This window comes from Paracoccus xiamenensis (assembly GCF_011308835.1).
GTDB lineage: Bacteria > Pseudomonadota > Alphaproteobacteria > Rhodobacterales > Rhodobacteraceae > Paracoccus > Paracoccus xiamenensis.
In genome coordinates this window covers 719,760-744,800 of sequence record NZ_JAAOHY010000001.1, presented here as the reverse complement: position 1 = coordinate 744,800, position 25,041 = coordinate 719,760, and the positions used below count along the sequence as shown (strand labels likewise).

At 65.7% G+C, this 25,041-nt stretch carries 20 protein-coding genes; 9 read left to right on the top strand and 11 right to left on the bottom strand.

Annotated features, from left to right (window positions below):
- Positions 1-36: 36 nt before the first annotated feature.
- A complete protein-coding gene (mfd, locus tag G7044_RS03685) occupies positions 37-3,471 on the bottom strand; it encodes a transcription-repair coupling factor (protein ID WP_166326083.1) in 3,435 nt (1,144 codons plus the stop codon).
- Positions 3,472-3,519: 48 nt separating this feature from the next.
- On the bottom strand, positions 3,520-4,089 hold the full coding sequence (locus G7044_RS03680; protein ID WP_166326080.1) for a hypothetical protein: 570 nt from the start codon (positions 4,087-4,089) through the stop codon (positions 3,520-3,522).
- 79 nt (positions 4,090-4,168) lie between these two features.
- On the opposite strand from G7044_RS03680, the gene hemB reads away from it, so the two are divergent.
- Complete coding sequence (gene hemB, locus G7044_RS03675) at positions 4,169-5,167, top strand: porphobilinogen synthase (protein WP_166326077.1); 999 nt, start codon at positions 4,169-4,171, stop codon at positions 5,165-5,167.
- A 47-nt stretch (positions 5,168-5,214) separates the two neighbouring features.
- Complete coding sequence (locus G7044_RS03670) at positions 5,215-5,808, top strand: lipid-binding SYLF domain-containing protein (RefSeq protein WP_166326074.1); 594 nt, start codon at positions 5,215-5,217, stop codon at positions 5,806-5,808.
- A 70-nt stretch (positions 5,809-5,878) separates the two neighbouring features.
- Here G7044_RS03670 and G7044_RS03665 read toward each other — a convergent pair whose 3' ends face one another.
- On the bottom strand, positions 5,879-6,529 hold the full coding sequence (locus tag G7044_RS03665; protein ID WP_166326071.1) for a lytic transglycosylase domain-containing protein: 651 nt from the start codon (positions 6,527-6,529) through the stop codon (positions 5,879-5,881).
- A 184-nt stretch (positions 6,530-6,713) separates the two neighbouring features.
- On the opposite strand from G7044_RS03665, the gene ssb reads away from it, so the two are divergent.
- Positions 6,714-7,217 (top strand): single-stranded DNA-binding protein, encoded by a 504-nt coding sequence (ssb, locus tag G7044_RS03660; RefSeq protein WP_166326068.1) that lies wholly within the window; start codon positions 6,714-6,716, stop codon positions 7,215-7,217.
- Positions 7,218-7,515: 298 nt separating this feature from the next.
- Positions 7,516-8,577 (top strand): Hint domain-containing protein, encoded by a 1,062-nt coding sequence (locus G7044_RS03655; protein ID WP_166326065.1) that lies wholly within the window; start codon positions 7,516-7,518, stop codon positions 8,575-8,577.
- A gap of 58 nt (positions 8,578-8,635) precedes the next feature.
- On the opposite strand, the gene aroB is transcribed toward G7044_RS03655, so the two are convergent.
- Together aroB and G7044_RS03645 are read right to left on the bottom strand one after the other, a co-directional pair.
- The gene (aroB, locus tag G7044_RS03650) at positions 8,636-9,751 is read right to left on the bottom strand and encodes a 3-dehydroquinate synthase (RefSeq protein ID WP_166326062.1); all 1,116 of its coding nucleotides are present in this window, start codon (positions 9,749-9,751) and stop codon (positions 8,636-8,638) included.
- Positions 9,748-10,284: a shikimate kinase gene (locus G7044_RS03645; protein ID WP_166326059.1), complete on the bottom strand. Its 537-nt coding sequence runs from the start codon at positions 10,282-10,284 to the stop codon at positions 9,748-9,750. Before G7044_RS03645 ends, aroB begins: the two co-directional genes overlap by 4 nt.
- 114 nt (positions 10,285-10,398) lie before the next feature.
- Between G7044_RS03645 and G7044_RS03640 the strand changes: the two genes are divergently transcribed.
- The 4 genes from G7044_RS03640 (at position 10,399) to G7044_RS03625 (ending at position 14,579) form a co-directional block, all read left to right on the top strand.
- Positions 10,399-10,668, top strand: coding sequence for a hypothetical protein (locus G7044_RS03640; RefSeq protein WP_166326056.1), 270 nt, complete (start codon positions 10,399-10,401; stop codon positions 10,666-10,668).
- Positions 10,655-12,259, top strand: coding sequence for a hypothetical protein (locus G7044_RS03635; RefSeq protein WP_166326054.1), 1,605 nt, complete (start codon positions 10,655-10,657; stop codon positions 12,257-12,259). The genes G7044_RS03640 and G7044_RS03635 overlap by 14 nt, the downstream gene beginning before the upstream one ends.
- Complete coding sequence (locus G7044_RS03630; protein WP_166326051.1) at positions 12,256-13,191, top strand: tyrosine recombinase; 936 nt, start codon at positions 12,256-12,258, stop codon at positions 13,189-13,191. Before G7044_RS03635 ends, G7044_RS03630 begins: the two co-directional genes overlap by 4 nt.
- Positions 13,192-13,280: 89 nt before the next feature.
- Positions 13,281-14,579 (top strand): HlyC/CorC family transporter, encoded by a 1,299-nt coding sequence (locus G7044_RS03625; RefSeq protein ID WP_166326048.1) that lies wholly within the window; start codon positions 13,281-13,283, stop codon positions 14,577-14,579.
- On the opposite strand, the gene G7044_RS03620 is transcribed toward G7044_RS03625, so the two are convergent.
- Positions 14,571-16,247: a methyltransferase domain-containing protein gene (locus G7044_RS03620; protein ID WP_166326045.1), complete on the bottom strand. Its 1,677-nt coding sequence runs from the start codon at positions 16,245-16,247 to the stop codon at positions 14,571-14,573. The two genes, G7044_RS03625 and G7044_RS03620, sit on opposite strands and share 9 nt — an antisense overlap.
- Positions 16,248-16,271: 24 nt before the next feature.
- On the bottom strand, positions 16,272-18,080 hold the full coding sequence (locus G7044_RS03615) for an ABC-F family ATP-binding cassette domain-containing protein (RefSeq protein WP_166327323.1): 1,809 nt from the start codon (positions 18,078-18,080) through the stop codon (positions 16,272-16,274).
- Between the two features lie 282 nt (positions 18,081-18,362).
- Here G7044_RS03615 and G7044_RS03610 point away from each other — a divergent pair, with 282 nt between their 5' ends.
- Complete coding sequence (locus G7044_RS03610; protein ID WP_166326042.1) at positions 18,363-19,298, top strand: nucleoside hydrolase; 936 nt, start codon at positions 18,363-18,365, stop codon at positions 19,296-19,298.
- A 3-nt stretch (positions 19,299-19,301) separates the two neighbouring features.
- Here the strand turns inward: G7044_RS03610 and G7044_RS03605 are convergent, their stop codons facing one another.
- From G7044_RS03605 to dxr, 4 genes are all read right to left on the bottom strand, one after another.
- The gene (locus G7044_RS03605) at positions 19,302-20,108 is read right to left on the bottom strand and encodes an OmpH family outer membrane protein (RefSeq protein WP_166326039.1); all 807 of its coding nucleotides are present in this window, start codon (positions 20,106-20,108) and stop codon (positions 19,302-19,304) included.
- Positions 20,108-22,435 (bottom strand): outer membrane protein assembly factor BamA, encoded by a 2,328-nt coding sequence (bamA, locus tag G7044_RS03600; RefSeq protein ID WP_166326036.1) that lies wholly within the window; start codon positions 22,433-22,435, stop codon positions 20,108-20,110. The genes G7044_RS03605 and bamA overlap by 1 nt, the downstream gene beginning before the upstream one ends.
- Before the next feature lie 102 nt (positions 22,436-22,537).
- The gene (rseP, locus tag G7044_RS03595) at positions 22,538-23,857 is read right to left on the bottom strand and encodes an RIP metalloprotease RseP (RefSeq protein ID WP_166326033.1); all 1,320 of its coding nucleotides are present in this window, start codon (positions 23,855-23,857) and stop codon (positions 22,538-22,540) included.
- The gene (gene dxr / locus G7044_RS03590) at positions 23,857-25,038 is read right to left on the bottom strand and encodes a 1-deoxy-D-xylulose-5-phosphate reductoisomerase (protein ID WP_166326030.1); all 1,182 of its coding nucleotides are present in this window, start codon (positions 25,036-25,038) and stop codon (positions 23,857-23,859) included. Before dxr ends, rseP begins: the two co-directional genes overlap by 1 nt.
- Positions 25,039-25,041: the final 3 nt, after the last annotated feature.

Sequence of the window (25,041 nt, the reverse complement as noted above, 5' to 3'; positions counted from 1 at the left end):
CCTTGCCGCCGCCCTGTGGGCGGGATGCGGGCGCCGTCAGCCCTTCGCCTTTGCCGCCAGATCGCGGGCGATGCCATAAGCGCCCTTGACGCGTTCGGCATCCGTGGACCAATCGCGGCGGATGACGATCTTGTTGCCCTCGACCTTTGCCTGTCCGCGCTGATCGGTCAGGAATTCGACCAGACCGGCCGGGTTCGGGAACTTGTCATCGTGGAACTGAACCGTGGCCCCTTTCGGCCCCGCATCAAGCTTGGCGATATTGGCGCGCTTGGCCATCGCCTTGATGCGAATGACGTTCATCAGCGTATTCACCTCGCGCGGGACCGGGCCGAAACGGTCGTGAAGTTCGGCTGCGAAGCCCTCCATCTCGACCTTGGTCGCGATCTCGGCCAACCGGCGGTACAGGCCCAGCCGCACGTCAAGATCGGCGACATAGCTGTCGGGGATCGTGACCGGTACGCCAAGGTTCAGCTGCGGCGCCCATTCGTCTTCTGGCGTGCCCTCCAGCTCGCCCGATTTCAGCTTGGCGATCGTTTCCTCCAGCATCGCCTGATACAGTTCGAAGCCGACCTCTTTGATATGACCCGACTGTTCCTCGCCCAGCAGGTTACCCGCCCCGCGCAGGTCCAGATCCTGCGACGCGAGGTTGAAGCCAGCCCCCAGCCCGTCAATATTGCCCAGGAATTTCAGCCGCCGCTCGGCCTGCGGGGTCAGCGGGCTGCGCGGTTTCGTGGTCAGATAGCAATAGGCCCGCGTCCGCGAACGGCCCACACGGCCCCGGATCTGGTAAAGCTGGGCGAGGCCGTAAATATCGGCGCGCCAGACGATCATCGTGTTGGCGGTCGGGATATCCAGACCGCTTTCGACGATGGTCGTCGCCAGAAGCACATCGGCCTGACCGTCATAGAAGGCGTTCATCCGCTGATCCAGATCGCCCGCCGAAAGCTGGCCATGAGCCACGATAAAGCTGACCTCGGGCACGTGTTCGCGCAGCCAGTCCTCGATTTCCGGCAGATCGGCGATGCGGGGCACGACAAAGAAGCTTTGCCCGCCGCGATATTTTTCGCGCAGCAACGCCTCGCGGATGGTGATGCTGTCGAATTCCGACACATAGGTGCGGATCGCCAGCCGGTCGACGGGCGGCGTGCCGATCACCGACAGATCGCGGACACCCGACAGCGACAATTGCAGCGTGCGCGGGATCGGGGTCGCAGTCATGGTCAGGACGTGGACATCCGAGCGGAGCTCCTTCAGCCGTTCCTTGTGACCGACGCCGAAATGCTGTTCCTCGTCGATGACCAGCAGGCCGAGGTTCTTGAACTTCACCGCCTTGGCCAGCACCGCATGGGTGCCGACAACAATGTCGACCGTCCCATCGGCAAGCCCTGCCCGCGTCGCCGCTGCGTCCTTGGCGGTTACGAAACGCGACAGGGGCCGCACGTTCAGCGGCGTGCCACGGAAACGCTCAGAAAAGCTGCGGGCGTGTTGGCGGGCCAGCAGCGTGGTGGGCGCGATCACAGCCACCTGCTTGCCCTGCGATGCGGCGATATAGGCCGCGCGCATCGCCACCTCGGTCTTGCCGAAACCCACATCGCCGACGATCAGCCGGTCCATCGGTCGGCCCGCCGCAAGGTCCGCCATCACGTCGTCGATGGCCCCCATCTGGTCGTCGGTCTCGGTATAGGGAAAGCGGGCGGAAAAGGCTTCCCAATCGTGATGTTCGGGTTCCAGAACCGGGGCGGTGCGCAGCAGGCGTTCCGCCGCAACCCGCATCAGCCGGTCGGCGATCAGGCGGATGCGTTCTTTCAGGCGCGCCTTGCGGGCCTGCCACGCCCCGCCACCCAGCCGGTCCAGCAGCCCTTCTTCATGGCCGTAACGGGACAGCAGTTCGATATTTTCCACCGGCAGAAACAGCCGGTCGCCCCCGGCATATTCCAACGCCACGCAATCATGGGGGACGCCCGCCGCCTTGATGGTTTCAAGCCCGGTATAGCGGCCGATTCCGTGTTCGACATGGACGACCAGATCGCCCGGCGTCAGCGCCGTGGTATCCTTCAGGAAGTTCTCGGCCCGTCGGCGCTTGCGCGCGCCCCGGATCAGCCGGTCGCCCAGCACGTCCTGTTCGGAAATCACCGCCAGCTTGCCCGCCGCCGCGCCATCGGCGACAAAGCCTTCCTCCAGCGGCCAGACGGCAAGCCCTATGGCGCCGGCCTGGTCCGACAGGTCCGAAAGCCGGGCGATGTCGGTCATGCCTTCGATGCCTTCGTCGGCGATCAGGCCGCGGAGGCGCTCGCGCGCACCTTCCGAGAATGAGGCGATGACCACGCGATGGGTCTTCTGCAAATCGCGCAGATGGGCGGCAAGCGCGCCGAAAAGATCCAGCTGCTCGGCCTGACGCTCGGGCGCGAAATTGCGGCCGACCTTGCCGCCAGCATTCAGCACGCCGGGGCCCGGAGGGGCTGCATTTACCGACAGTCGCAGCTGGCGGCGATCGGCCAGCCAGTCGGTCCAGTCGGCATCGGTGGCGAACATCTTTTCCGGTGCGACCGGGCGATAGATGTTGTCAGCGCCGCGCTTTCCCGCGGCCTCGCGCCGCGCGGCATATTGTTCGGCGACCATCTCCCACCGGGCGGCGCGGACCTGATCGAGGCGGTCGTCCATCATCACCGCCGCGCCCGGCAGGTAGTCAAAAATGCTGTCGAGGCTTTCGTGGAACCAGGGCAGCCAATGTTCGACCCCGGCCAGCTTGCGCCCGGCGCTGACGGCCTCATACATCGGATCGTTTGCGCCGCCGCCATATTCAGCGCGGTAGGTGGTGCGGAACCGGGTGATGGCGTCCTCGTCCAGGATCACCTCGGACATGGGCACCAGTTCAAGGCGGTCCAGCTTGTCGCGGCTGCGCTGGGTTTCGGGGTCAAAGCGACGCGCCGAATCCAGCACATCGCCGAACAGGTCCAGCCGGATCGGGCCTGAAGGTCCCGGCGGCCAGATGTCGATGATGCCGCCGCGAATGGCGTAATCGCCCGGCTCCGTCACCGTGGGCGCCTGCGCAAAGCCCATTCGCGCCAGCCAACCGCGCAGTGCCGGTTCGTTTACACGATCGCCCACGCGGGCGGTAAAGCTGGCATCTTTCAGCACCGCGCGCAGCGGCACGCGCTGAATGGCCGCGTTCAGCGTCGTCAGCACCACGAACTTGCCCGGCACCGCCCCATGCGCCAGCGCCGCCAGCGTGGCCATGCGCGCCGCCATCACCTCGCCCGCAGGCGATACGCGGTCGTAAGGCGTGGTGTCCCAAGCGGGGAATTCAAGAACCGTCAGATGCGGCGCGAAGAAGCGCAGGCCTTCGCGCATCGCCTCGGCCCGCCGATCGTCGCGGGCGATGTGGATTACGGGGCCGCGTTCGGCCTCGCGCGCCAGCAGCGCGGCGTCATAGCCCTCAGGGGCGCCGGAAAGGGTGATGATGTCAGCCATGTGGTCCAGATATCCCGACAAGCGGCGTGGTCAAGGGCGGGCCGCCACTTACAGCCCGTTCGGATGCATCAGCATCCACAGCGAGGCCCAGAACGCCGTCACCACCACCGCCAGAACCGAGATGATGCCGTGCAGGATGCGGTAACGGTTGATCCGGCGCAGCGCCTCGGCGGCGGCCTCGGCCGCGGGCTGGCCCAGTTCCGCGGCTTCCAGCACCCAGTAAAGCTGTCCGGCAAGGCGGGCGCGCAAGGCCAGCAGCAGGGCCTGCGGCAAGCCGATCAGCACCAGCGCCTGCGCCATTTCCAGCCCAAAGGAGAAACCCAGAATCGCCAGCACGCTAAGCGCAAAGCAGATCAGCGCCGTCAGCACCGCCCCCGTGCGCGGCCCGGCCTGCCAGCGCGGCACGCTCAGCGACATCCAGTCCAGCAGCGCGAAGACCTCGGCCGACGCTTCACCGGGCTGTTCGCGCAGGGCGCGCGCCGCCTGCGCGGGCACATCGACCGGAATGCCCACCACCCGACGGCCGGACAGTGTCCAGACAGTCAGCAATACCGCCCAGAACCACGGCGAGGAAAAGGATCTGGCATCAAGGAACGAAAGGATGTCGGTCAGGAACACGCGGTCTTGCCTGCTTGTCTTGGCGTGGCGCCGACCTTAGAACAGCGGGCGAACAAGGAAAAGCCGAAAGCCGCATCCCATGTCTTCCAATCCCATTCTCGCCCCCTTCCCCCAGACCCGCCTGCGCCGCCTGCGCCGCACCCCGGCGCTGCGTGCAATGGTGAACGAGACCGAGCTGAGCGCGGCAAACCTGATCTGGCCCGTTTTCGTGACCGAGGTTGACGGCGCCGATGTCGAGATCCCCTCGATGCCCGGTGTGGTGCGCTATACGGTTGAGGGGGTGAAGGCGGCGGCGGAACGCGCCGCCCGGCTGGGGATCCCGGCGATCTGCGTCTTTCCCCATTCCGATGAGGCCTTGCGCACGGAAACCTGCGAACGCGCCTGGGATCCCGACAATATCGGCAACCAGGCCATCCGCGCCATCAAACAGGTTGCGCCGGACCTGACGGTGATGACCGACATCGCGCTGGATCCCTATAACGCCAATGGCCATGACGGGCTGGTGCGGGGGAGCGAGATCCTCAATGACGAGACTGTCGAATGCCTGGTCCGCATGGGGCTGGCACAGGCTGAGGCCGGCGCCGATATCCTCGGGCCGTCGGACATGATGGACGGCCGCATCGGTGCATTGCGTGCGGCGCTGGAAAAGCGCGGCCACAAGGATGTGGCGATCATGTCCTATGCGGCCAAATTCGCCTCTGGCTTCTACGGCCCGTTCCGCGACGCCGTCGGCGCGGCGGGCCGGCTGGTCGGCGACAAGAAGACCTATCAGATCAACCCCGCCAATCGTCAGGAAGCCCTGCGCTGCGTCGCCCGCGATCTGGCCGAAGGCGCCGACATGGTGATGGTCAAGCCGGGCATGCCCTATCTGGACCTCTGCCGCGAGGTCCGCGACCAGTTCCACGCCCCCACTTTCGCCTATCAGGTCAGCGGTGAGTACGCGATGATCGAGGGCGCCATCCGGCAGGGCTGGTTGTCGCGCGACGTGGTGCTGGAAAGCCTGCTGGCCTTCCGCCGCGCCGGCTGCGACGGGGTGCTGACCTATTTCGCGCCCGAAGTCGCGGAAGCTCTGGCCTGAGCGTCTTGTTTTAGGTAACATAACCTCAAAATAATGGGGCATTGAGCATGGCTGAACACAACTTCTTGACGCGTCGCGGTTTCATGGCGATCGGTGCAGGTGCCGGGGTTCTGGCGCTGGCGGCGTGTAACAACGGGCTGGCAACCAACGCGACGCAAACGCTGGAAGGCCGGGTCAACGCCACCCTGAATGAGCTGTTCGCGAAGTATCCCAATGCCCGCCCGCTGGTTGAAAATGCCCGCGGCGTACTGGTCATGCCAGTGATGACGCAGGCCGGGTTTGGCGTCGGCGGATCCTATGGCGAGGGCGCGCTGCGGGTCAACGGCGCCACGGCCGACTACTACTCGGCGGCGCAGGCCTCGATCGGGTTTCAGGCGGGCGCGCGCCAGTTCGCGCATGTGCTGGTCTTCCAGACCGACAGGGCACTTGCCGGTTTCCGCGCCGCGCCCGGCTGGGTTGCGGGCGCCGGTGCGTTCTATGCCCTGCCGGAAGACGGCATGACCTTCGGCACCGATACCGTGACCAACAACCACCCGGTTGTGGCGATGATCTTCGGTCAGACCGGCATCATGGCGGGTGCCGCGATCGAGGGCACGAAATACACCCGCATCATCCCCTCGGCGCTGGCGTCGCGGATCTGACGCGACACCGTAGAGCGTGGAAATAAAAAAGGGGCCGCGAGGCCCCTTTCCTTTTGCGCGTCCGCCGCGATCAGCCGCCGGCGATGATGCGGACATAATTACGGGTTTCACGGTAAGGCGGGATGCCGCCGTATTTCTTCACCGCGCCCGGCCCGGCATTATAGGCCGCCAGCGCCAGCCGCCAGTCGCCGAACTGGTTGTACATCATCCGCAGATAGCGCGCGCCACCTTCCAGGTTCTGCACCGGATCGCCCGGGTTAACGCCCAGCTTCGCGGCCGTGCCCGGCATCAGCTGCGCCAGACCCATCGCACCCTTGTGCGACCGTGCATTGGGGTTCCAGCCTGATTCCTGATTGACCAGCCGCAGGAACAGCGCTTCGGGGATGCCGTATTTGCGGGCCATGGCCTGCGCGTGGGGCATATAGGCCGAGCGCCGGCCCGAATAGGCCTTGGTCGAGATGGTCGGCGACAGTTCTATCGTGGTGACATTGACCACCTGGCGGCCCGTCGGGCGCAGACGTTTGGACTGCTGGTATTGCTTCGCAAGCCGGGAATCCATCAGCTGTTTCTGGCGGGCGAACTGCTGCTGGCGCGATTTCGCGGTCGCCTGTCGCAGGTTCAGCCCGTCGGCAAAAGCGGGCGGCGCCGTAGTTCCAACAAGCGCAGCCAAGACCCCGACTTTGGCAAAAATGCCAAGACCTTTCAGTAAGTTACCGATCATGTCCCTCACTCGTGCCTCGTTTTCTTTTGCCAAGACTATACGCGAAATCCGTCATATCGCCAGCCGCATTCCTTAACGGTTCCCACCCACCCAATCATCGGCGAGTTTCTGCCGATGCCAAATTGCTTGAAGCGGAGGGCGCAGGCGCGCTAGACGGTCGCAATCAAATAACGAAAGGTGCGATATGGCGGGCTCTGTGAACAAGGTGATCCTGATCGGCAATCTGGGTCAGGACCCGGAAATCCGATCCTTCCAGAATGGCGGCAAGGTGGCGAATCTGCGCATCGCGACCTCGGAACAGTGGAAGGATCGCAACTCGGGCGAGCGGCGCGAGCGCACCGAATGGCACCGCGTGGCGATCATGTCCGAAGGTCTGGTGAACGTGGTCGAGCGTTACCTGAAAAAAGGCATGAAGGTCTATATCGAGGGCCAGCTGGAAACCCGCAAATGGCAGGACCAATCGGGTCAGGACCGCTATACGACCGAAATCGTTCTGCGCGGTTTCAACTCGACCCTGCAGATGCTGGACGGACGCGGCGACGGCGGCGGCGGCCAGGGCGGCGGATCGTCGCGCGGCGGTTATGATAGCGGCTACGGGGACGATTATGGCGCGCCTTCGCAAGGTGGCGGCGGCAGCCAGGGCGGCGGTTCCAGCCGGTCCGATTTCGACGACGAAATCCCGTTCTGATCCGCAAAAGCGTCAGAACTCTTGCAAGCGACAGGAAGGGGGCAGGTTCTGCCCCTTTTTTTTTGCCGCGGCGCCTCCCCCTTGCCAGTGCCACTGTATGGCCAAAACAGAAAAGCTATCTCAATCATGCAATCCCGCGCTCAGTAGAGGAGAGGGCCTCGCTGCGTAAGCATCGAATATTTGTAGATAAATCTTTTAAGGAGAATTTCGTACCAATTTTACAATCCACGGTTGTGTAGCCCTGGTCCGCTGATCTAGTTAGTTAACCTTACGTCAATTTAAGATCTAGGGGCGCTTCATGGCACTCAGGAATATTATCGTTAATCGGCATTTCGAGTTGGGAGTGACCGGCTGGTCCGGCACGGATATCGAGATTGGCAGAGAAACTTCCTACCGACGCCCCGGCAATCCGCGCGCCCATGTCGCTGAAATGGATGGCCATTCGGGTCAGACCACTGTTTTGGAACAGGAAGTCAGCATCAACTTCGCCACTACGCGAGAACTGGGTTTTGGCGCTACAACGCGCAATACCGGATCGCCCAAGCCCGGCGAAGGCATGCGCGCGGAGGTTCTGGACAGCGAAGGCAACGTCATCGCAAGCAAAGATGTTTACCCGGGTGGTAAGTGGAAGTCTTACTACCTCTCGGTCCCCTTTCCTGCGCCCGGAAAGTACACCGTAAGGTTTACGGAGCTGGGTATTGACGATGGGCTAGGCGCACTTCTTGACGGCGTAAGGCTGTTCGTGTGCTTCGCCGGCGAGACCAATATCCGTACGCCCGGCGGCACAAAACTGGCGCGAGAAATCGAGGTCGGCGATCTGATCGCGACCGAGCGCGGGCCAAAGCCAGTCCGGTGGGTCGGCAAACGCAAGTTGTCCAAGGCAGAGATGAAGGCCGAGGAAAAACTGCGTCCGGTCCGCATCAGTGCCGGTGCGCTTGGCGACGGGATGCCGAAGGCCGACCTGACGGTATCGCGACAGCATCGGATGCTGATCCGCTCGCCCATTTGCGAACGGATGTTCGGCACGCCCGATGCCTTGGTTGCGGCGATCCGGCTGACCTCTCTGCCGGGGGTTTACGTCGATGAGGGCGCGAAACAGGTGGAATATGTCCATGTCCTCTTTGACGAACATGAAATCGTCTATGCCGAGGGCGCGCCAAGCGAGAGCCTGCTTCTGGGCGAGCAGGCCCAGAAGATCCTGCCACCGGAATCTCTGGAAGAAATCCGGCTGATTTTCCCGGATCTGGACCAGAAAGGCGCAAAGATGAGCACCGCCAAGCTGGTCCCGGAAAATGCCCGCCAGACGGGGCTGGCCAAGCGTCTGGCCCGCAAGGCAGAGCGGCTGGCAGAGGCCTGCTAAGCAGACATCAGAAACCGGCCTGCCCGCTCAGGCGGGCCGGCATCACACCAATCACCGGTTATCTGGACGCGGCCAGAACCGCCCTCACATCCTCGTCACGCACTGCATCGGTCACGAAAGCCTGACCGATCCCCCGCGCCAGAATGAAGCGCAGCTTGCCATCGACCACCTTCTTGTCCTGCCCCATCAGCGCGATCAGGCCATCGTCATCAGGCAGGTCACCGGGCACATCGGATAGCCGCGCCGGCATCCCCATCGCCGCCAGATGCGCCCCCACCCGCGACGGGTCTTCCTGGCTGCACAGCCCCATCCGGGCCGAAAGCTCGAACGCCAGCGCGCAGCCGATGGCCACGCCTTCGCCATGCAGCAGCCGGTCGGAATAGCCGGTTGCCGATTCCAGCGCATGCCCGAAGGTATGTCCGAGGTTCAGCAGCGCGCGCTCACCCTGTTCGGTCTCGTCGCGTTCGACGATCCCGGCCTTCATGGCGACAGAATGGGCAACCGCGTGGGCACGGGCATCCATATCGTCGCGCAGGCGCGGCGCGTTGGCTTCCAGCCAGTCGAAGAAATCCGCATCGCCCAGCAGCCCGTATTTCATCACCTCGCCATACCCGGCCAGAAAATCGCGCGGGGTCAGGGTGTCCAGCACGGCAATATCGGCCAGCACCAGCGCCGGTTGGTGAAAGGCGCCGATCAGGTTCTTGCCATGGGGCGAGTTGATGCCAGTCTTGCCCCCGACGCTGCTGTCGACCTGCGCCAGCAGCGAGGTCGGCATCTGCACAAAGCGCACGCCGCGGCGCAGGATCGCCGCCGCAAAGCCCACCAGATCGCCGATCACCCCGCCGCCAAGCGCGATGACGATGTCGCGCCGCTCGATCTTCTGTTCCAGCAGCCATTCGACGGTGCGGGTCAGATGTGGCCAGGATTTCGTCGCCTCGCCCGCCGGCAGGACCAGCACCTCGGACGCAATGCCTTCGGCCGAAAGCGCCGCTTGCAGTGCGGGAAGATGCAGGGCGGCAACGTTTTCGTCACTGACGATGGCCACACGGGGACGCGCCAGCAGCGGCGCAATCTCGACGCCCGCGCGTTCGATCAGGCCGGGCCCGATGCGCACGTCATAGGCACGATCACCCAACGGAACATGAACTGTGCGGATCGCTTCGGTGCGGGTCATTTTTCCTCCAGAAAGGCGGGTCGGGCCTGGTGGATCGCCGCGATCACGCGGCGGGCGGTGGTCTCGATATCGGCTTCGGAATCGGTGGGCACGCGCAGATCGGCACGCGCATAGACGGGGCGGCGCGCCTCCAGCAGGGACGCCAGCGTCTCGCGCGGGGTGGCGGTCATCAGCAGCGGCCGCGTCGGACGCTGACGGACCCGCGCCCACAGGGTTTCCAGCGTCGCGTCCAGCCAGACGGCGATCCCAGCATTGCGGATCAGCGCCCGGTTGCGCGGCTGGATCCAAGCCCCCCCGCCGGTCGAGATGACGCCGCGCGGCCCTTCCAGCAGCCGCCCCAGCACCACCGATTCGCGGTCACGAAAGAAAGTCTCGCCATCGCGGGCGAAGATCTCGGGGATGGTCATGGCGGCTGCGCGTTCGATCTCGGCATCGGTATCGGTGAAGGCGATACCCAGCTGACGGGCGATTTCCTGCCCAACGGCGGTTTTTCCCACCCCCATCATCCCGACAAGCGCGATCTGACCCTGCATTAGCGATCCTCATCAATTCGTTACGTCAATGGCGTGATCTTTCCCGAAATGCCAGTTATAAAGCAGCAAAACCGGCCGAAAGACCGGACGAGGCAGCGGGCGAAAGGACTGATGATGCGGTTGCTGAAGATTCTGGTGGTGCTGGTCGTGCTGGCATTCGTGGCCCTGGCCGGATACGCCTATCTGGGCGACATGGGTCCGCGCCAGCAGGAGATGCGCAAGCCCGTCAGCCTGGACACCGGCACCCCGGCCGCGGCAGTCCCGGCCAACGCAACCACCACAGATCCCGCCCCAGAGGCGACGCCAGCCGAGCCCGATGCGCAACCGGGCGAGGATGCGCCCGAACAATCCGATGACCAGATGGGCACGAATGAGCTGGATTGATCGAGGGTCGCGGCTGGCCGGGCTGGCCGCGGGGCTGGCGCTGATCGCCTTTGGTGCGGCGGCGCAGCAGGGACCGCTTTCGGCCAATGACTGGCTGAAGGGCAAATCCGGCCCCCCCACCAGTTCCAGCGCCTGGCGGCCCGGCGATCCGGTGCCGCCCGATGCCTCAAGATTGCGACCGACGCGGCCGCCAGTGCGCGGCCAGGGTGGACAGGTCGCCTCCAGCGCTGCGGCGGTGCCGATCGGGGTCAGCAGGCTGGGCGCGGCCAATTCCGATGGTGCCGGCGTGATCTCTGCCCGTCAGGCGGGACTGCCGGACAACTTCTGGGATGGCACCGATCTTGATACCGCGATCCGGCTGCTGCGCGCCGATCCGGGTCTGCCCGCCTCATCCCAGATCGCCCGCCGCGTGATCGAGGCGCAGCTGCCGCCCCCCGCCATCCCCGCCGAAGGCCGCATTGGCGAGTTCTTCTTGGCCCGCGTGGACCAGTTGATCGCGGACGGCGCCCTGCCCTCGGCGCGGGTACTGCTGCAAGGCGCAGGCCCCGACAACGCGACCACCTTCCGGCGGCTGTTCGACATGTCGCTGCTGCTGGGCGGCGAGGGCGAGGTCTGCAACCGCATGAACATCGCCCCCGGCATCGCCCCTGACCCGGCGGCGCGGATATTCTGCCTGGCTCAGGCGGGCGACTGGCCCGGCGCTGCGACCGTTTTCGTAGGCGCGCGCAAGCTCGGCCTGATCGAGCCCAACCAGGCCGAGCTGCTGGCGCTTTATCTGGACGATTCAACCGCCGATGGCAGCACCCCCGTACTGCCGCATGACCCGATGTCGCCTTTGTCCTTCCGCCTGCACGAAGCGATCGGCCACCCGCTGCCGACCACCACCCTGCCCTTGCAATTCGCCTGGGCGGATCTGGATGAGCGTTCCGGCTGGAAGGCACAACTGGAGGCCGCCGAACGGCTGGCACGTGCCGGCGTGCTGCCGGGCGGCAGCCTGCGCCAGCTTTATTCGGCGCAAAGCCCGGCGGCTTCGGGCGGGGTCTGGGAACGCGCGGCCGCCGTGCAGGCGCTGGATGCGGCGCTTGTTACCGAAGACCCGGACCGCATCGCACCGGCGCTGGTGCTGGCTTTCCAGCGCATGGAAACCGCCGGGCTGCGCGACGCCTTCGCGACCATGTTCGCCGATCGCATCGCCCCCGAGACGCTGAGCGGTAATGCCGCCCGGCTGGCGCTGTGGCTGCGGCTGTGGTCCGGCCAGACCGAGGTCGCCTTGGCGCCACCAGAACCGCTGGACAAGGCCCTGCTGGCCCTTGCCAGCGGTGGCCAGCCTGAACCCTTGTCGCCCGCGCTTGGGGCGCTTGCCCCCATTTTCGCCGCCGACCTGCCGCCCGCGCCTGATCCGGATGATCGGATCGCACTGGCACCGGCGCTTTACGGCGCGCTCGCCGATGCCGATGCCGGAACGCAAGGCGACGTCACCCGTGCCGCCCGGGGGGTGCAGACGCTGCGCCATTTGGGCCTGATCGCCGATGCCCGGCGCGTCGCCACCCAGATCGCACTGGATCCACTGCTGAAAGGTGCCATTCAGTGAACACCTTGTCGCGCATCGCCGCCTTTCTTGACGCCCAAGCGGCAGAGGCCGGCGCGGCACGCAACACCATCCTTGCTTACGGCCGCGACCTCAACGAGTTTGCCGGCTGGATGGAGGCACGCGAACTGGCGCTGGAAACCGTCACCCGCGACGACATCACCGCCTATCTGGCCGATTGCGACGCGCGCGGACTGGCGCGGGCGACACGGGCGCGGCGGCTGTCCTCGATCCGGCAGCTGACCCGTTTCGCGCTGGAAGAAGGCTGGCGCGAGGACGACCCGGCCATCCGCCTGACCGGGCCCGGCAAGACCCAGCGGCTGCCCAAGGTGCTGTCCCAGCCCGAGGTCATCCGCCTGCTGGACGCCGTCCCGGAAACCGGCCGGACCGAGACCGACCGCATCCGCAACCGCTGCCTGATAGAACTGCTATACGCCACCGGCATGCGCGTCAGCGAGCTGGTCTCATTGCCGGTCGCGGCCACGCGCGGGGATCCGCAATTGCTGCTGATCCGTGGCAAGGGTGGGCGCGAACGCATGGTACCGCTGTCCGAACCGGCGCGGCAGGCGCTGCAGGATTGGCTGGCGACGCGCGACAATGCGACCAGGGACAGCCCGCTGGGCCGGCTGGTCGCGGGCAAGGGGGTGCGCTTCCTGTTCCCCTCATCCTCGGCCGCCGGGCACATGCCGCGCAAGGGCATGAACGACCTGATCCGCGACCTGTCGCTTGCCGCCGGGATCGACCCCGCGCGGGTCACCCCCCATGTCATCCGCCACGCTTTCGCGACCCATCTGCTGGAAGGCGGCGCCGACCTGCGCGCCATCCAGACGCTGCTGGGACATGCGGATCTTTCGACCACCGAAATTTACACTCATGTGCTGGATCAGCGAATGCGTGATCTGGTGTTGAACCATCATCCCCTTGCCCGCGTTTGAGCGCCATGTCCTTACCCTTTCTCACCGCCGCCCTCGCCCAGACTGCCACCGATACCCCAGCCCCGGCCAGCGGTGCTGGACATGGCGCCATGATCCTGACCTTCTCGCTGGCCATTCTGGCGCTGCTGATCGGTTCGGCCTTCTTCTCGGCATCCGAAACAGCGCTGACGGCGGCCAGCCGGGCCAAGTTGCGCAGCCGCGCTGACCGCGGTGACAAAGGCGCGGAAACCGCGCTGGCGGTGACACGCGACAGCGACCGCCTGATCGGCGCGATCCTGCTGGGCAACAACGTGATGAACATCCTGTCGGCTTCGCTGGCGACGGCGCTGTTCACGGCGCTTTGGGGCTCAAGCGGGGTCGCGGTGGCCACCATGGTGATGACAGTGCTGGTGCTGATCTTCGCCGAGGTGATGCCGAAATCCTATGCCATCGCGAACCCGGAAACGTTGGCCTCGATCGTGGCGCGTCCGATGCGGGTGGTGATGCGGGTGCTGTCGCCCATCGTGATGGTGGTGCGCGGCCTCGTGCGGGCGCTGCTTGGCCTGCTGGGTCTGGAAAGCGACCCCAGCAAGAACATGTTCTCGGTCCACGAAGAAATCGCCGGCGCCCTGACAATCGGCCATGAAAGCGGCACGGTTGAAAAAGAGGATCGCGACCGCCTTCTGGGCGCGCTCGAACTGGGCAGCCGCACCGTTGATGAAATCATGAAGCACCGGTCCGAGATCCAGATGGTCGATGCCGACCTGCCCCCGGCCACGATCCTCGATCAGGTGCTGACCAGCCCCCATACCCGCCTGCCCGTCTATAAGGATGAACGCGAAAACGTCGTCGGCGTCATCCATGCCAAGGATGTGCTGCGCGCCATCCACAAATCCGCCTATGACAACAAGGGTGATCCGGCAGATGCGGTGCGCGATTTCGACGTGATGTCTGTGGCGATGAAGCCGTATTTCGTGCCCGACACCACGGCGCTTGACGAACAGATGCGCGAGTTCCTGAAACGGCGGTCGCATTTCGCGCTTGTCGTCGACGAATATGGCGCGCTGCGCGGGCTGATCACGCTGGAAGACATTATCGAGGAAATCGTGGGCGAGATCGCCGACGAACACGATACCGAGGCCGACCACAACCTGAAGCCCGGCCCCGGTGGTGACTATCTGATCGACGGCGCCATGACGATCCGCGACCTCAACCGCGCGCTCGACTGGAACCTGCCCGATGACGAGGCCAATACCGTCGCCGGTCTGGTCATCCACATGGCCCAGTCGATCCCGGCGCAGGGCCAGGTGTTTTCCTTCCACGGCTACCGGTTCGAGGTGGTGACGCGGAAGGATAACCGCATCACCAAGCTGCGCATCCGCCCGCTGGCCCTGCCCGCGTCAGAGTGACGCCAGCCGGTCCGCCAGCGCCGGGCTGCGGCGCAGCGCATCCCTGAACAGCCCATCGCGGCGGCGATACAGGTCCAGATGCCAGTCGCGCCGCGTCGCAACCTGCGCGGCCATCATTCGGCCCTGCACAACCTCGGCGCGGGCGGTCGTGGCAATACGGTTGCGCAGATCCGGATCGCCGCCCAGTTTGATCAGCAAGCGCGACCAATCCGCGTCGCTGCGGGCCAGAAGGCCGTTTTCGCCGTCACGGATGGTCTGCGCATAGATCGGGACCGAGGCGAGGGCCACGGCACTGCGGCTGGCGGCCTCGACCCATTTCACATCGGATTTTCCCAGTTCTTCGGGCCGGCCTTCCAGCGGCATCAGCGCCACATCGGCCCGCCCCATCAGCGCCAGATAGTCGCGATAAGGCAGCAGCTTGTGAAAGCGCTTGCGGCTGGTGGGCAGCGCATCAAAGAAGGCGCGGTCAAACACCACGTCAAATTCCAGATCAGGCAATGCCTCGATCGCGGGGGCGAACAGGGCCGCCGTCTCGGCGGTGCGGGTGCGGTGCAGCGCCGCGAACAAGACCCGCAGCGCCCCGGCGGCATGCATTCGCAGCGGCGGCACGTCTTCAGCCGTGTTGGCGAAGACCGCAACCTCGGGGTTCACCCGCCCGAATTGGGTCGCAAGCGCGGGGGTTGAGGTCTGGATGGCATGGGCCAGAGACATGTTGTGAGCATAGACCGAAGGCACATCGGCGCGCGGCAGAACCCGCGCCACCAGCGAGGGGTCGTCGTCATATTCGATCACCACCACGATGCCACGCTGCTGGCAGCGGGCGACATAGTCGAGCATCCGCTCCGGGTCGGAAACTCGCGGTCGCTGCACCACGACGACGCCGCCGCGCGTCCCCATGTCCGGCACGGCCAGCGACTTGCTGATGGTGGTGACGTGCAGCATCGGCTCGGCCCTCAGCGCCTCGGCCGGGATGCGGGTTCGGACATCCATGCTGAGGGCCAGCTCGACCAGGTGAAGGTTCAGGGGCGGTCCGGGATCGGGCGGCTGGGCGGCCACCACCACGAAATCACTGGCTGTGATCCGCTGGCGCAGCTTCTGCGCCTCCAGCCCGGTCGCCCGGCCCAACTGTTCAAGCGCGTCCAGCCAGGTCCGCATCTCGGGCTTGTCGACATCGGGGCGGCGCGCGCGCATCCGGCGCAGGAAAAATCCGGCCTCGCCCATCAGCGCCTGCAACGAACTCTGGTCAAGCGCTCCTTCGCGTCCGGGGGCGCTCTCCGTCTCACCGCTGATCAGGCCCGAGAGCCGACGCCAATAGGCTCGATTTGGGCTAGCCACCACCAACGTGCCGCCGGGCCGGATCAGCCCGCGCAAGCGGCGCAGCAGCGCGCCGGGATCGCGTAACTTCCCAAGCGTTTCGTCGAGAACCGCCAAGTCATAACCTTGCGCGGTCGCCAGCCGCGCCTTGCTGAGCGTGCCCGGATCGCCGGCGACGAAGCGGTCGAAACCGTCCATCTCCACCGGGCCAAAGCCGGTCAGTCGGGCAGCGGGATTGCGGCTGCGGTAGGCTTCGGCCAGTTCGGCACTGCCGCAGATCAGCACCTCGCGGGCCGATAGCGGCATCAGCGCCAAAAGTTCCGGGATGAAGCCGCGTGCCGCGTCGCTGCGCATGATTACCTCGCCTTGACGGACCGCTCAGTCGGCCTTCTCGGCAAGCAGAAGCCACTCTTCCTCGGCAGCGTCAAGCGCGCTCTGCCGTTCGGCAAGCGCCTCAGTCGCCTTCTGCGCCTTGGCGGGCGCATCGGTATAGATGGCCGCATCGGACAGGAATTCCGACAGCTTGGCGATCTCGGCCTCCAGCCGGGCGATGATGGCGGGCAGTGCCTCCAGCCGGTGCTTTTCGGTGAAACTTAGCCCCGCCTTCGCGGCTTTCGGTTTTTCCGTTGCCGGCTTTTCGGTGACGCTGGCGGGTTTCGCCGTGACCGGGGCGGCGGTTTCGGCCCGTTGGGCGCGGTAATCGCTCCACCCGCCGGGATAGATCACCGCGCGGCCGTCGCCTTCCATCGCCACGGTCGAGGTGGCGACGCGGTCGATGAAATCGCGGTCGTGGCTGACCAGCAGCACCGTGCCCTCGTACTCACCCAGAATGTCCTGCAACAGGTCCAGCGTTTCAACGTCCAGATCGTTGGTCGGTTCGTCCAGCACCAGCAGGTTCGAGGGCCGCGCCATGATCCGGGCCAGCAGCAGCCGTGCCTTTTCGCCGCCCGACAGGCTGCCGACCGGCGCCCGCATCTGGGCGTCGTCGAACAGGAAATCCTTCAGGTAACCCACGACATGCCGAGGCTGGCCGCGCACCATCACCTGATCGGACCGCCCAGATACCGCCATCGAAGGGTCCTGCGTCATTGCGTCCCATAGGCTTACCGCCGGATTGATGGCGCTGCGCGCCTGATCGAATATTGCGATGTCCAGATTGGTCCCGTGGGTGACGCTGCCGGTGTCTGGGGGGATTTCGCCGGTCAGCATCTTGATAAGCGTGGTCTTGCCAACACCGTTCGGGCCGACGAAGGCCACCCGGTCGCCGCGCAGCACGCGCAGATCGAAAGGCTTCAGGATCACCCGCTCGCCAAAGGATTTGCCGATCCCCTGCGCCTCGATCACCCGCTTGCCCGATTGCGGGCCCGCGTCCAGTTCCATCGCCGCCGCACCCTGCCGGCGGATCTGGCCGGCGCGTTCGGCGCGCAGCGCCTGCAAGGCGCGGACCCGGCCCATATTGCGCTTGCGCCGGGCGCTGATGCCTTCGACCGCCCAACGGGCTTCGGCCTTGATCTTGCGGTCCAGCTTGTGGCGCGCCTCGTCCTCGGCCGCCCAGGTGGTTTCGCGCCAATCCTCAAAGGCCTCGAAGCCGCGTTCCTGCCGGCGCACCTCGCCCCGGTCGATCCACAGGGTGGCGCGGGTGAGGTTGCGCAGGAACGCGCGGTCGTGGCTGATCAGGACGAAGGCGGCGCGGGTCTGGGACAGCTGATCTTCCAGCCAGGCGATCGCCTCGATGTCCAGATGGTTGGTCGGTTCGTCCAGCAGCATCAGATCCGGCGCCTCGGCCAGCAGACGCGCCAGTGCGGCCCGGCGGCGTTCCCCGCCCGAGGCCGTTGCCACCGGCCGGGCGGCGTCGAATTTCAGCCCTTCGGCGGCCATCTCGACCCGGTAGGTCTCGCCCGGCGGCAATCCGGCAGCGGCGAAATCGCCAAGCGTGGCAAAGCCCGACAGGTCCGGGTCCTGCTCCATATAGCCGACGCTGATCCCGGCGGGGCTGACCACCTCGCCCCGGTCGGGTTCCACCAGACCGGCCATGACCTTCATCAGCGTCGACTTGCCAGAGCCGTTGCGCCCGACAAGCGCCACCCGGTCACCCGGCTGGACGGTCAGGCTGAGGTCGTCGAAAACAGGGTCGCCGCCAAAGGTCAGCGAGATGTCGGTCAGTTGTAAAATCGGTGCGCGCGCCATGAGGCGGCAGTATCGCCAGACCCCGGCGGCGTCAATCATGGCCGAGCGGTTCAGTTCCATCACATTGCATCGCACAGTGTTTACCGCCCCGCCAATTGACCCCGCCCTGTGTCCGCGCGACAACAGCCCAGCATTTCGCGGCAACTTAACCCGCCTTCGGGCGGTCCTCATGTTCGCGCGGTGTCGCCTGCCTTGTCCCCTCTTGCAGGCTCTCGGTTGCCCGGTCGCCTTGCGCGGCCGGGCATTTTACGTTGATCTGTGCCGAACCCTTTCGGAGCAGACATGACGCGCAAGATCATCATCGACACCGACCCCGGACAGGACGACGCCGTCGCCATCCTGCTGGCACTCGCCTCGCCCGAGCTGGAGGTGTTGGGCATCACCACCGTCGCCGGCAACGTGCCGCTGACGCTGACCACCCGCAACGCCCAGCTGATTGTCGGCCTGTCGGGGCGCACGGTCCCCATCCACGCCGGCTGCGACCGGCCGCTGAACCGCAAGCTGGTGACGGCGGAATATGTCCATGGCCAGACCGGCCTGGACGGCATCGACCTGGGCGACCCCACCGTACCCGTCACCCCCGGCAACGGCGTCGATTTCATCATCGATACGCTGCGCCGCGAGCCGGCGGGCACCGTCACGCTGGTCCCGATCGGTCCGCTGACCAATATCGCCGCAGCCTTTGCCCGTGCGCCCGACATCATCCCCCGTGTTCAACAGGTCGTGCTGATGGGCGGCGCCTATTTCGAAGTCGGCAATGTTACCCCGGCCGCCGAGTTCAACATCTATGTCGACCCAGAGGCCGCCGCCCAGGTCCTCGGGTCTGGCGTGGATGTGGTGATGATGCCGCTGGACGTGACCCACAAGGCGCTGACCTCTGCCGGATGGCTGGCGGGTTTGCGCGCGCTTGGCACCCGCGCGGGCGAGGCGGTGGCCAGCTGGACCGATTTCTTCGAACGCTACGACCGCGAGAAATACGGATCCGAAGGCGCACCGCTGCACGACCCATGCACCATCGCCTGGCTGATCCGGCCCGAACTGTTTTCAGGCCGCCGCATCAATGTCGAGATCGAGACCGAGGGCCGTTACACGACCGGCATGACGGTGGCCGACTGGTGGGGCGTGACCGGGCGCGAACCCAATGCGCTGTTCATCCGCGACATCGACCGCGAGGGCTTTTTCGACCTGCTGACCGAACGGATCGCGAGGTTCAGCTAAGCGCTATTGCGCGGGCGCATCAGGCACCGGCGCGTCTGTCGCCGGGGCGTCGGTCTGCGGGGTGGCCGGGGCCTGATCGTCGGCAGGTGCGGTCTGAGCCGGCGGCACGGCCTGCGCGGCGGCGTCCTCGGGCACCGAACCGCCGGGCTCGGGCAACCCTTCCCCGGCGCCCACCTCCTGATCCATACGCTCGACCAGCTGCGCGGTGATGTCGACGGACGTAATGGCCAGCAAGGTCTGCCGCCGGTCCAGAACGACTGCCGCGTGATGTTCCTGCATCAGCGTTGTCACCACAGGCAGCGAGGCATTCAGGAAAGCATTGCGATCCGCATCGGCGCGGCTGCCCAGATCGCGCGCCACCTCTGCACGTTCGCGCCGGACGGTCTGGGCGCGGGCGTCGAATTCCTCGGCCTTGCGACGGAAGGCGTCGGGGGCCAGCGTCGCGCGTTCGGCTGTCAGCGCCTGCTCCTCTGACGTCAGCAGGGCCTCCAGCCGCTTGTTCTCCGCCTCGATCTCGCGGGCCGCGGCCTCGATATCGGCCTTGGCACGGCGACCCCAGGCCGAGGTCTCATAGGCCTGGTCAACGTCCAGAACCAGAACGGCGACCGGTAGGCCTGCGGGCATGTCGATACTGACCGGCGGGACGCCTTCCCCCCGCGTCGGACCGGGATCGGCGGCGGGTATTTCGGGGCTGGTATCTGTATCGGACAGGGGCGTCGACGGCGGCGGCGTCTGCGCCAGCGCGAAACCAGAAAGGCCGGCCCAGAACAGGGCCGGCGCAAGATGGTTCAGCCGGAAGCCCCGGCGCATCAGAACCTCGTCGACAGCGTCAAATCGAAGGACTGCGTTTCGTCATAGTCCTCTTTCTGGACTGCCTTGGACAGGTTCATCCGCAGCGGACCGATCGGCGTGGTCCAGAACAGCGACACACCGACCGCAGCGCGGACATGCATGTCGTCATCGACCTCGACCCCGTTGGCGCCAGAGGTGTTGTTCAGCCCCCAGATCGAGCCGACATCGGCAAAGAGGCCGCCGGTCAGCCCGTATTCCTCGGGCAGGCCCAGCGGGAACTGCACCTCGCCGCGCGCCACCCAGTAATAGTTACCGCCAAGCGCGTCTTCGTTCGGCGCTTCGTTGTCGCGCGGGCCAATGCCGTTGACTTCGAAACCGCGCACCTTCTGGCCGTTGAAGCGGTCGATCACGCGGCTGTCCTGGTCGTCCAGCATATGGACGGCGCCGGCCTCGAATTCGCCACGCAGGGTGACGTTCGGCCGCCAGGCGGTCGATTCGACCCCTGCCGTCAACACCGAGGTGACCGATTTCACATCGCCACCAAACCCGGCGAAGTCCTGGGTGAAGCGCAGTTTTGTCGCGGTACGCGGGTTCAGACCGACGCGACGGCTGTCATAGCTGTAGGAATAGCCAAGGGCCGAAGTCCACAACCCGCCTTCTTCCTCGACCAGGATCGGCGACGAGCCCGCCCATTCCTGCCGCTCGGCGTCATATTGAATGGGGTCAACGTCGAACAGCGTGTCCTTCGACAGCTTGTAATGCACGTCCAGCCGCGCCGATCGCGAGACTGGGAATTCCAGCCCGGTAGAGATGCCGACCGAACGGGTGTTGTATTTCGAATTGTCCCGCTCGGTCTCGCGATACCAGGTCGAGAAGCTGAACCGCAGGTCGCGGGTCAGGAAGAAGGGCTCCGCGAAGGTAATCGAACCTGCGCGCGACCCCTCGGTGGTCGAGATCGAGGCGGCCAATTCCTGGCCCCGGCCAAGGAAGTTCCGTTCCGACAGGCCAATATTGATGCCCACGCCCGAATTGGCGCCATAGCTCGCACCAAATTCCAGCGAGCCGGTCGGCTGCTCTTCGACGTTCACATCGACGATGACCTGCTGGGGGGTCGAGCCTTCGCGGGTCTCAACCTGAGCATCGGCGAAATAGCCGAGTGCGCGGATACGTTCGGCCGAGTTGCGGATCTCGCGCGGGTTGAAGGGGTCACCTTCGACGGTGCCGAACTGGCGGCGGATCACCTCGTCCAGGGTGGTGGTATTGCCCTCGATGTCGATGCGCTCGACGAAGACGCGCTGCCCGCGGGTCAGCGCAAAGGTCAGGTCCAGCGTCTGACGGCGCATATTGCGGGTCACGCGCGGCTCGATATTGACGAAGTCGAGGCCCTGCTGCAGCGCGATGGTTTCCATCCGCCGGATGGTCACGTCGATGGTTTCGGGCGTATAGTAGCTGCCGGTCCGAACGGTGTTCTGCGCATGGAAAGGCGCGGCGTCGACACCGGGGATTTCCGAAATGGTATTGATCTGGCCAAAGCGATAGCGCGGGCCTTCCTGGATCGCATAGGTGACGAAATAGGCGTCCCGTTCACGCGCCAGTTCCGGCGCCACGCCCTGCACCTGGAAGTCGGCAAAGCCCTGCGAGCGGTAGAATTCGGTCAGCAGGCGTTCATCCAACGCCAGCCGTTGCGGGTCATAGGTATCCGACTGGATGAAGGTCCGCAGCAGGCCCGCCTGCTTGGTTTCCAGCACGTTGCGCAGCCGCCGGTCCGAAAAGGCGCGGTTGCCGGTGAAGCCGATGCGTTCAACCTCGGTCACGTCGCCTTCGCGGATTTCAAAGACCAGATCGACGCGATTGCCGTCGCGCGGGATGATCTTGGGCGTCACCCGCGCCGCCAGACGGCCTTGCGAGGAATAGGCCTGCGCCATGTTCGAGGCGTCGCGTTCGGCCTGGCGCGGCGAATAGACACGGCGCGGTTCGGACTGGGCGATCTCGTCCAGCTGTTCGTCCTTGATGCGGCGGTTGCCTTCAAAGCTGACCTGGTTGATCGTCGGCCATTCGCGGACGCGGATCACCAGCGTATTGCCCTGCGGGATCACCTCGACGGTTTCGAACAAGCCGGAATTCTGGATCCGTTGCAGTGCGTCGTTGACCTCGCCCGCGGAAACATCGGTTCCGCGCGTGATGTTCGCGAAGGACAGGATGGTTTCGGGCTCGATCCGCTGGTTGCCTTCGATGCGGACCTGCGTGAACACATAGGCCCATGCAGGCGCGGGAACGGTCGCCGGAACAGTGCCGGCCAAACCTGCAATCAGCGCCACCGCGCATGTGCTGCGTTTCAGTTTCATTCTGCCTGCCCCTTCGATATCGGCGTGGCGCCTGAACGCGCCCTATTTTGCCGGCAAATCTACAAGCTTAGGGGGGGCAGTGTCAAAACCCGATTTACCTTTTCAACAACGCAGATCGTTGCTGAGACCGAAAATCATCAGCCCCACCACCAGCGCCAGCCCGATCCCGCTAAGCAGTTCGCGCGCCCGCGCCGAGGGCGGACGGCCCGTCACCGCCTCCCACGCATAGAAGGCCAGATGCCCGCCATCCAGGACCGGAATCGGCAACAGGTTCAGGAACCCGATGGCGACGGAAAGGATCGCGATCCACCAGATGAAATTGCCCGCCCCCGCATTCGCAGCCTGCCCGGTGCTTTCCGCGATCGAGATCGCGCCGCCCAGATTGCAGGCGCCGATCTGGCCGGTAATCATCGCCCACAGCCCGGTCAGGCTGGAAACGATGATGGTCCAGACCTGCACCAGCCCCTGCCAAAGCGCCGAGATCGGCCCCACAGCCTGCGTCGCCGGGTCGAAATAATTGTCGGCTGTGATCCCGATCAGCCAGCGCTTTTCGAACCCGCCCTCGGGGCGGGGAAGATCCTGCTCCTTGGGCGACAGGGTAATGTCTTGCGTGGCACCGTCGCGCCAGATCTGCAGGGTCAGGGGCTTACCCGCCGCCGCCTCGACATGGGTGCGCAACTCGTCAAAGCGGGCAATGGGCTGGTCATTGACGCGCAGCACCACATCGCCGGGTTGCAGCCCGGCGGCAGCCGCGGCACCGCCCGGTGCCACGCCGCCGATACGGGCGGGCATCGGATCGGGGCCGCGCACGACCGTCTCGACCCCGTCGCGGCGCACGGTCCAATCATGGCCGGGGGCGGCTGGAACCGTCTCGGACGCGGTGAACAGATCGGGCCAACTGCTGACGGCGTGGTCACCAATGGCCAGGATTTCGTCGCCGGGCTGAATCGCCATCTCGACCCCCGGCGGGACCGAGGCCAGTTCGCCCACGGTCGGGGTCTCGACCGGGACGCCGCGCAGCAGCAGGAAGCCTGCGAAGATCAGCGTCGACAGGACAAAGTTGAACAGCGGCCCTGCGGCGACCGTGGCCACCCGCGCCCATAACGGCGCGCCTTCCAGCGTCTGGCGGCGGGATGCCGGGTCAACCTCGCGCCCCGGCCCGGCGCTGGCGGCATTGGCGTCGCCGTGGAACAGCACATAGCCCCCCAGCGGCACCGCCGCCACCTGCCAATAAGTACCGCGCCGGTCGCGGCGGCCGAACAGCTTTGGCCCAAAACCCAACGAGAAGACCTCGGCCCGGATCCCGGACCAGCGGCCGACGATGTAATGGCCGTATTCATGCACCGTCACGATGACCGACAGCGCGATGATGAATGCAACCAGCGTCCAGACGCCACCACCAAGACCCGCCAGAAAATCCATTATCGCGCTCCGTTCCGGGCCGCCCATCCGGCGGCGAATTGCCGGGCCTGCTGGTCCCAGTCGAGCACCGTCGCCAGATCCGTCGGCGCGGTGGTGAATGCGTCGCGTGCCGAAAGCGCGTCCAGCGTCGCCTCGACCGCGGCCGCCATGTCGGGAAAGCGCATCCGCCCGGCGATGAAATCATCCAGCGCCTGTTCCTTGGCGGCGTTCAGCACCGCACCGGCCGCGCCGCCCGCCTGCATCACCTCACGCGCGAGGCGCAAGGCCGGCCAGCGGATCTCGTCGGGCGCGCGAAAGGTCAGGCTGCCAAGCGCGGCGAGGTCCAGCTTGGCCACCGGCAATTCGGCACGTTCCGGCCAATGCAGCGCATAGCCGATGGCGTGGCGCATGTCGGGCGCGCCCATATGCGCGATAGAGCCGCCGTCGCGATGGCTGACAAAGGCGTGAATGATCGATTCCGGGTGGACCAACACCTTGATCCGCTCAGGCTCAACGCCGAAAAATTCCCGTGTTTCAATTATTTCCAGCGCCTTGTTGAACATCGAGGCGCTGTCGATGGTGATCCGCTGCCCCATCGCCCAATTCGGATGAGTCGAAGCCTGCGCGACCGTCGCCGTCGCCAGTTGCTCCAGCGGCCAATCGCGAAATGCCCCCCCCGAGGCGGTGATGGTCACGTCCTCGACGTGATCGAGGTTATCCAATCCAAGCGCTTGAAAAATAGCGGAATGTTCGGAATCGACCGGCAGGATGCGCGCGCCTGTTCGGGCGGCGGTGCCCATGACCAAACGGCCGGCAGTGACCAGCGATTCCTTGTTCGCCAATGCCAGCGTGCCGCCGCGTTCCAGCACCCGCAGCCCCGGCGGCAACCCCGCCGCGCCGACAATTGCCGACAGCGTCCAGTCGGCAGGCATATCGGCTGCCTCGACAATGGCGGCCGGTCCGGCGGCGGCGGCGATGCCAGACCCGGCAAGCGCGCTCTGCAGGTCCTCAAGCAATTCGGGATAGGCGGTGACCGCGATCTCGGCGCGCAGGGCGCGGGCCATCTCGGCCAGTCGGGCGATATTAGCGCCCCCGGTCAGCGCCATGACCCGCCAGCAATCAGCCCCGCCCGACCGCATCAGCAGATCAAACGCGCTTTCCCCGATTGAACCGGTGGCCCCCAGAACCGTCACGCTGCGCATTAT

Coding starts and splice junctions, on each gene's coding strand:
- G7044_RS03645 (WP_166326059.1), bottom strand. CDS start 10,284: ATGCAGGGTCAGATCGCGCTTGTCGGGATGATGGGGGTGGGAAAAACC.
- G7044_RS03620 (WP_166326045.1), bottom strand. CDS start 16,247: ATGCGCAGCGACGCGGCACGCGGCTTCATCCCGGAACTTTTGGCGCTG.
- G7044_RS03610 (WP_166326042.1), top strand. CDS start 18,363: ATGACGCGCAAGATCATCATCGACACCGACCCCGGACAGGACGACGCC.
- G7044_RS03615 (WP_166327323.1), bottom strand. CDS start 18,080: ATGGCGCGCGCACCGATTTTACAACTGACCGACATCTCGCTGACCTTT.
- G7044_RS03640 (WP_166326056.1), top strand. CDS start 10,399: ATGCGGTTGCTGAAGATTCTGGTGGTGCTGGTCGTGCTGGCATTCGTG.
- dxr (WP_166326030.1), bottom strand. CDS start 25,038: ATGCGCAGCGTGACGGTTCTGGGGGCCACCGGTTCAATCGGGGAAAGC.
- rseP (WP_166326033.1), bottom strand. CDS start 23,857: ATGGATTTTCTGGCGGGTCTTGGTGGTGGCGTCTGGACGCTGGTTGCA.
- ssb (WP_166326068.1), top strand. CDS start 6,714: ATGGCGGGCTCTGTGAACAAGGTGATCCTGATCGGCAATCTGGGTCAG.
- G7044_RS03665 (WP_166326071.1), bottom strand. CDS start 6,529: ATGATCGGTAACTTACTGAAAGGTCTTGGCATTTTTGCCAAAGTCGGG.
- G7044_RS03655 (WP_166326065.1), top strand. CDS start 7,516: ATGGCACTCAGGAATATTATCGTTAATCGGCATTTCGAGTTGGGAGTG.
- hemB (WP_166326077.1), top strand. CDS start 4,169: ATGTCTTCCAATCCCATTCTCGCCCCCTTCCCCCAGACCCGCCTGCGC.
- mfd (WP_166326083.1), bottom strand. CDS start 3,471: ATGGCTGACATCATCACCCTTTCCGGCGCCCCTGAGGGCTATGACGCC.
- G7044_RS03670 (WP_166326074.1), top strand. CDS start 5,215: ATGGCTGAACACAACTTCTTGACGCGTCGCGGTTTCATGGCGATCGGT.
- aroB (WP_166326062.1), bottom strand. CDS start 9,751: ATGACCCGCACCGAAGCGATCCGCACAGTTCATGTTCCGTTGGGTGAT.
- G7044_RS03625 (WP_166326048.1), top strand. CDS start 13,281: ATGATCCTGACCTTCTCGCTGGCCATTCTGGCGCTGCTGATCGGTTCG.
- G7044_RS03635 (WP_166326054.1), top strand. CDS start 10,655: ATGAGCTGGATTGATCGAGGGTCGCGGCTGGCCGGGCTGGCCGCGGGG.
- bamA (WP_166326036.1), bottom strand. CDS start 22,435: ATGAAACTGAAACGCAGCACATGCGCGGTGGCGCTGATTGCAGGTTTG.
- G7044_RS03605 (WP_166326039.1), bottom strand. CDS start 20,108: ATGCGCCGGGGCTTCCGGCTGAACCATCTTGCGCCGGCCCTGTTCTGG.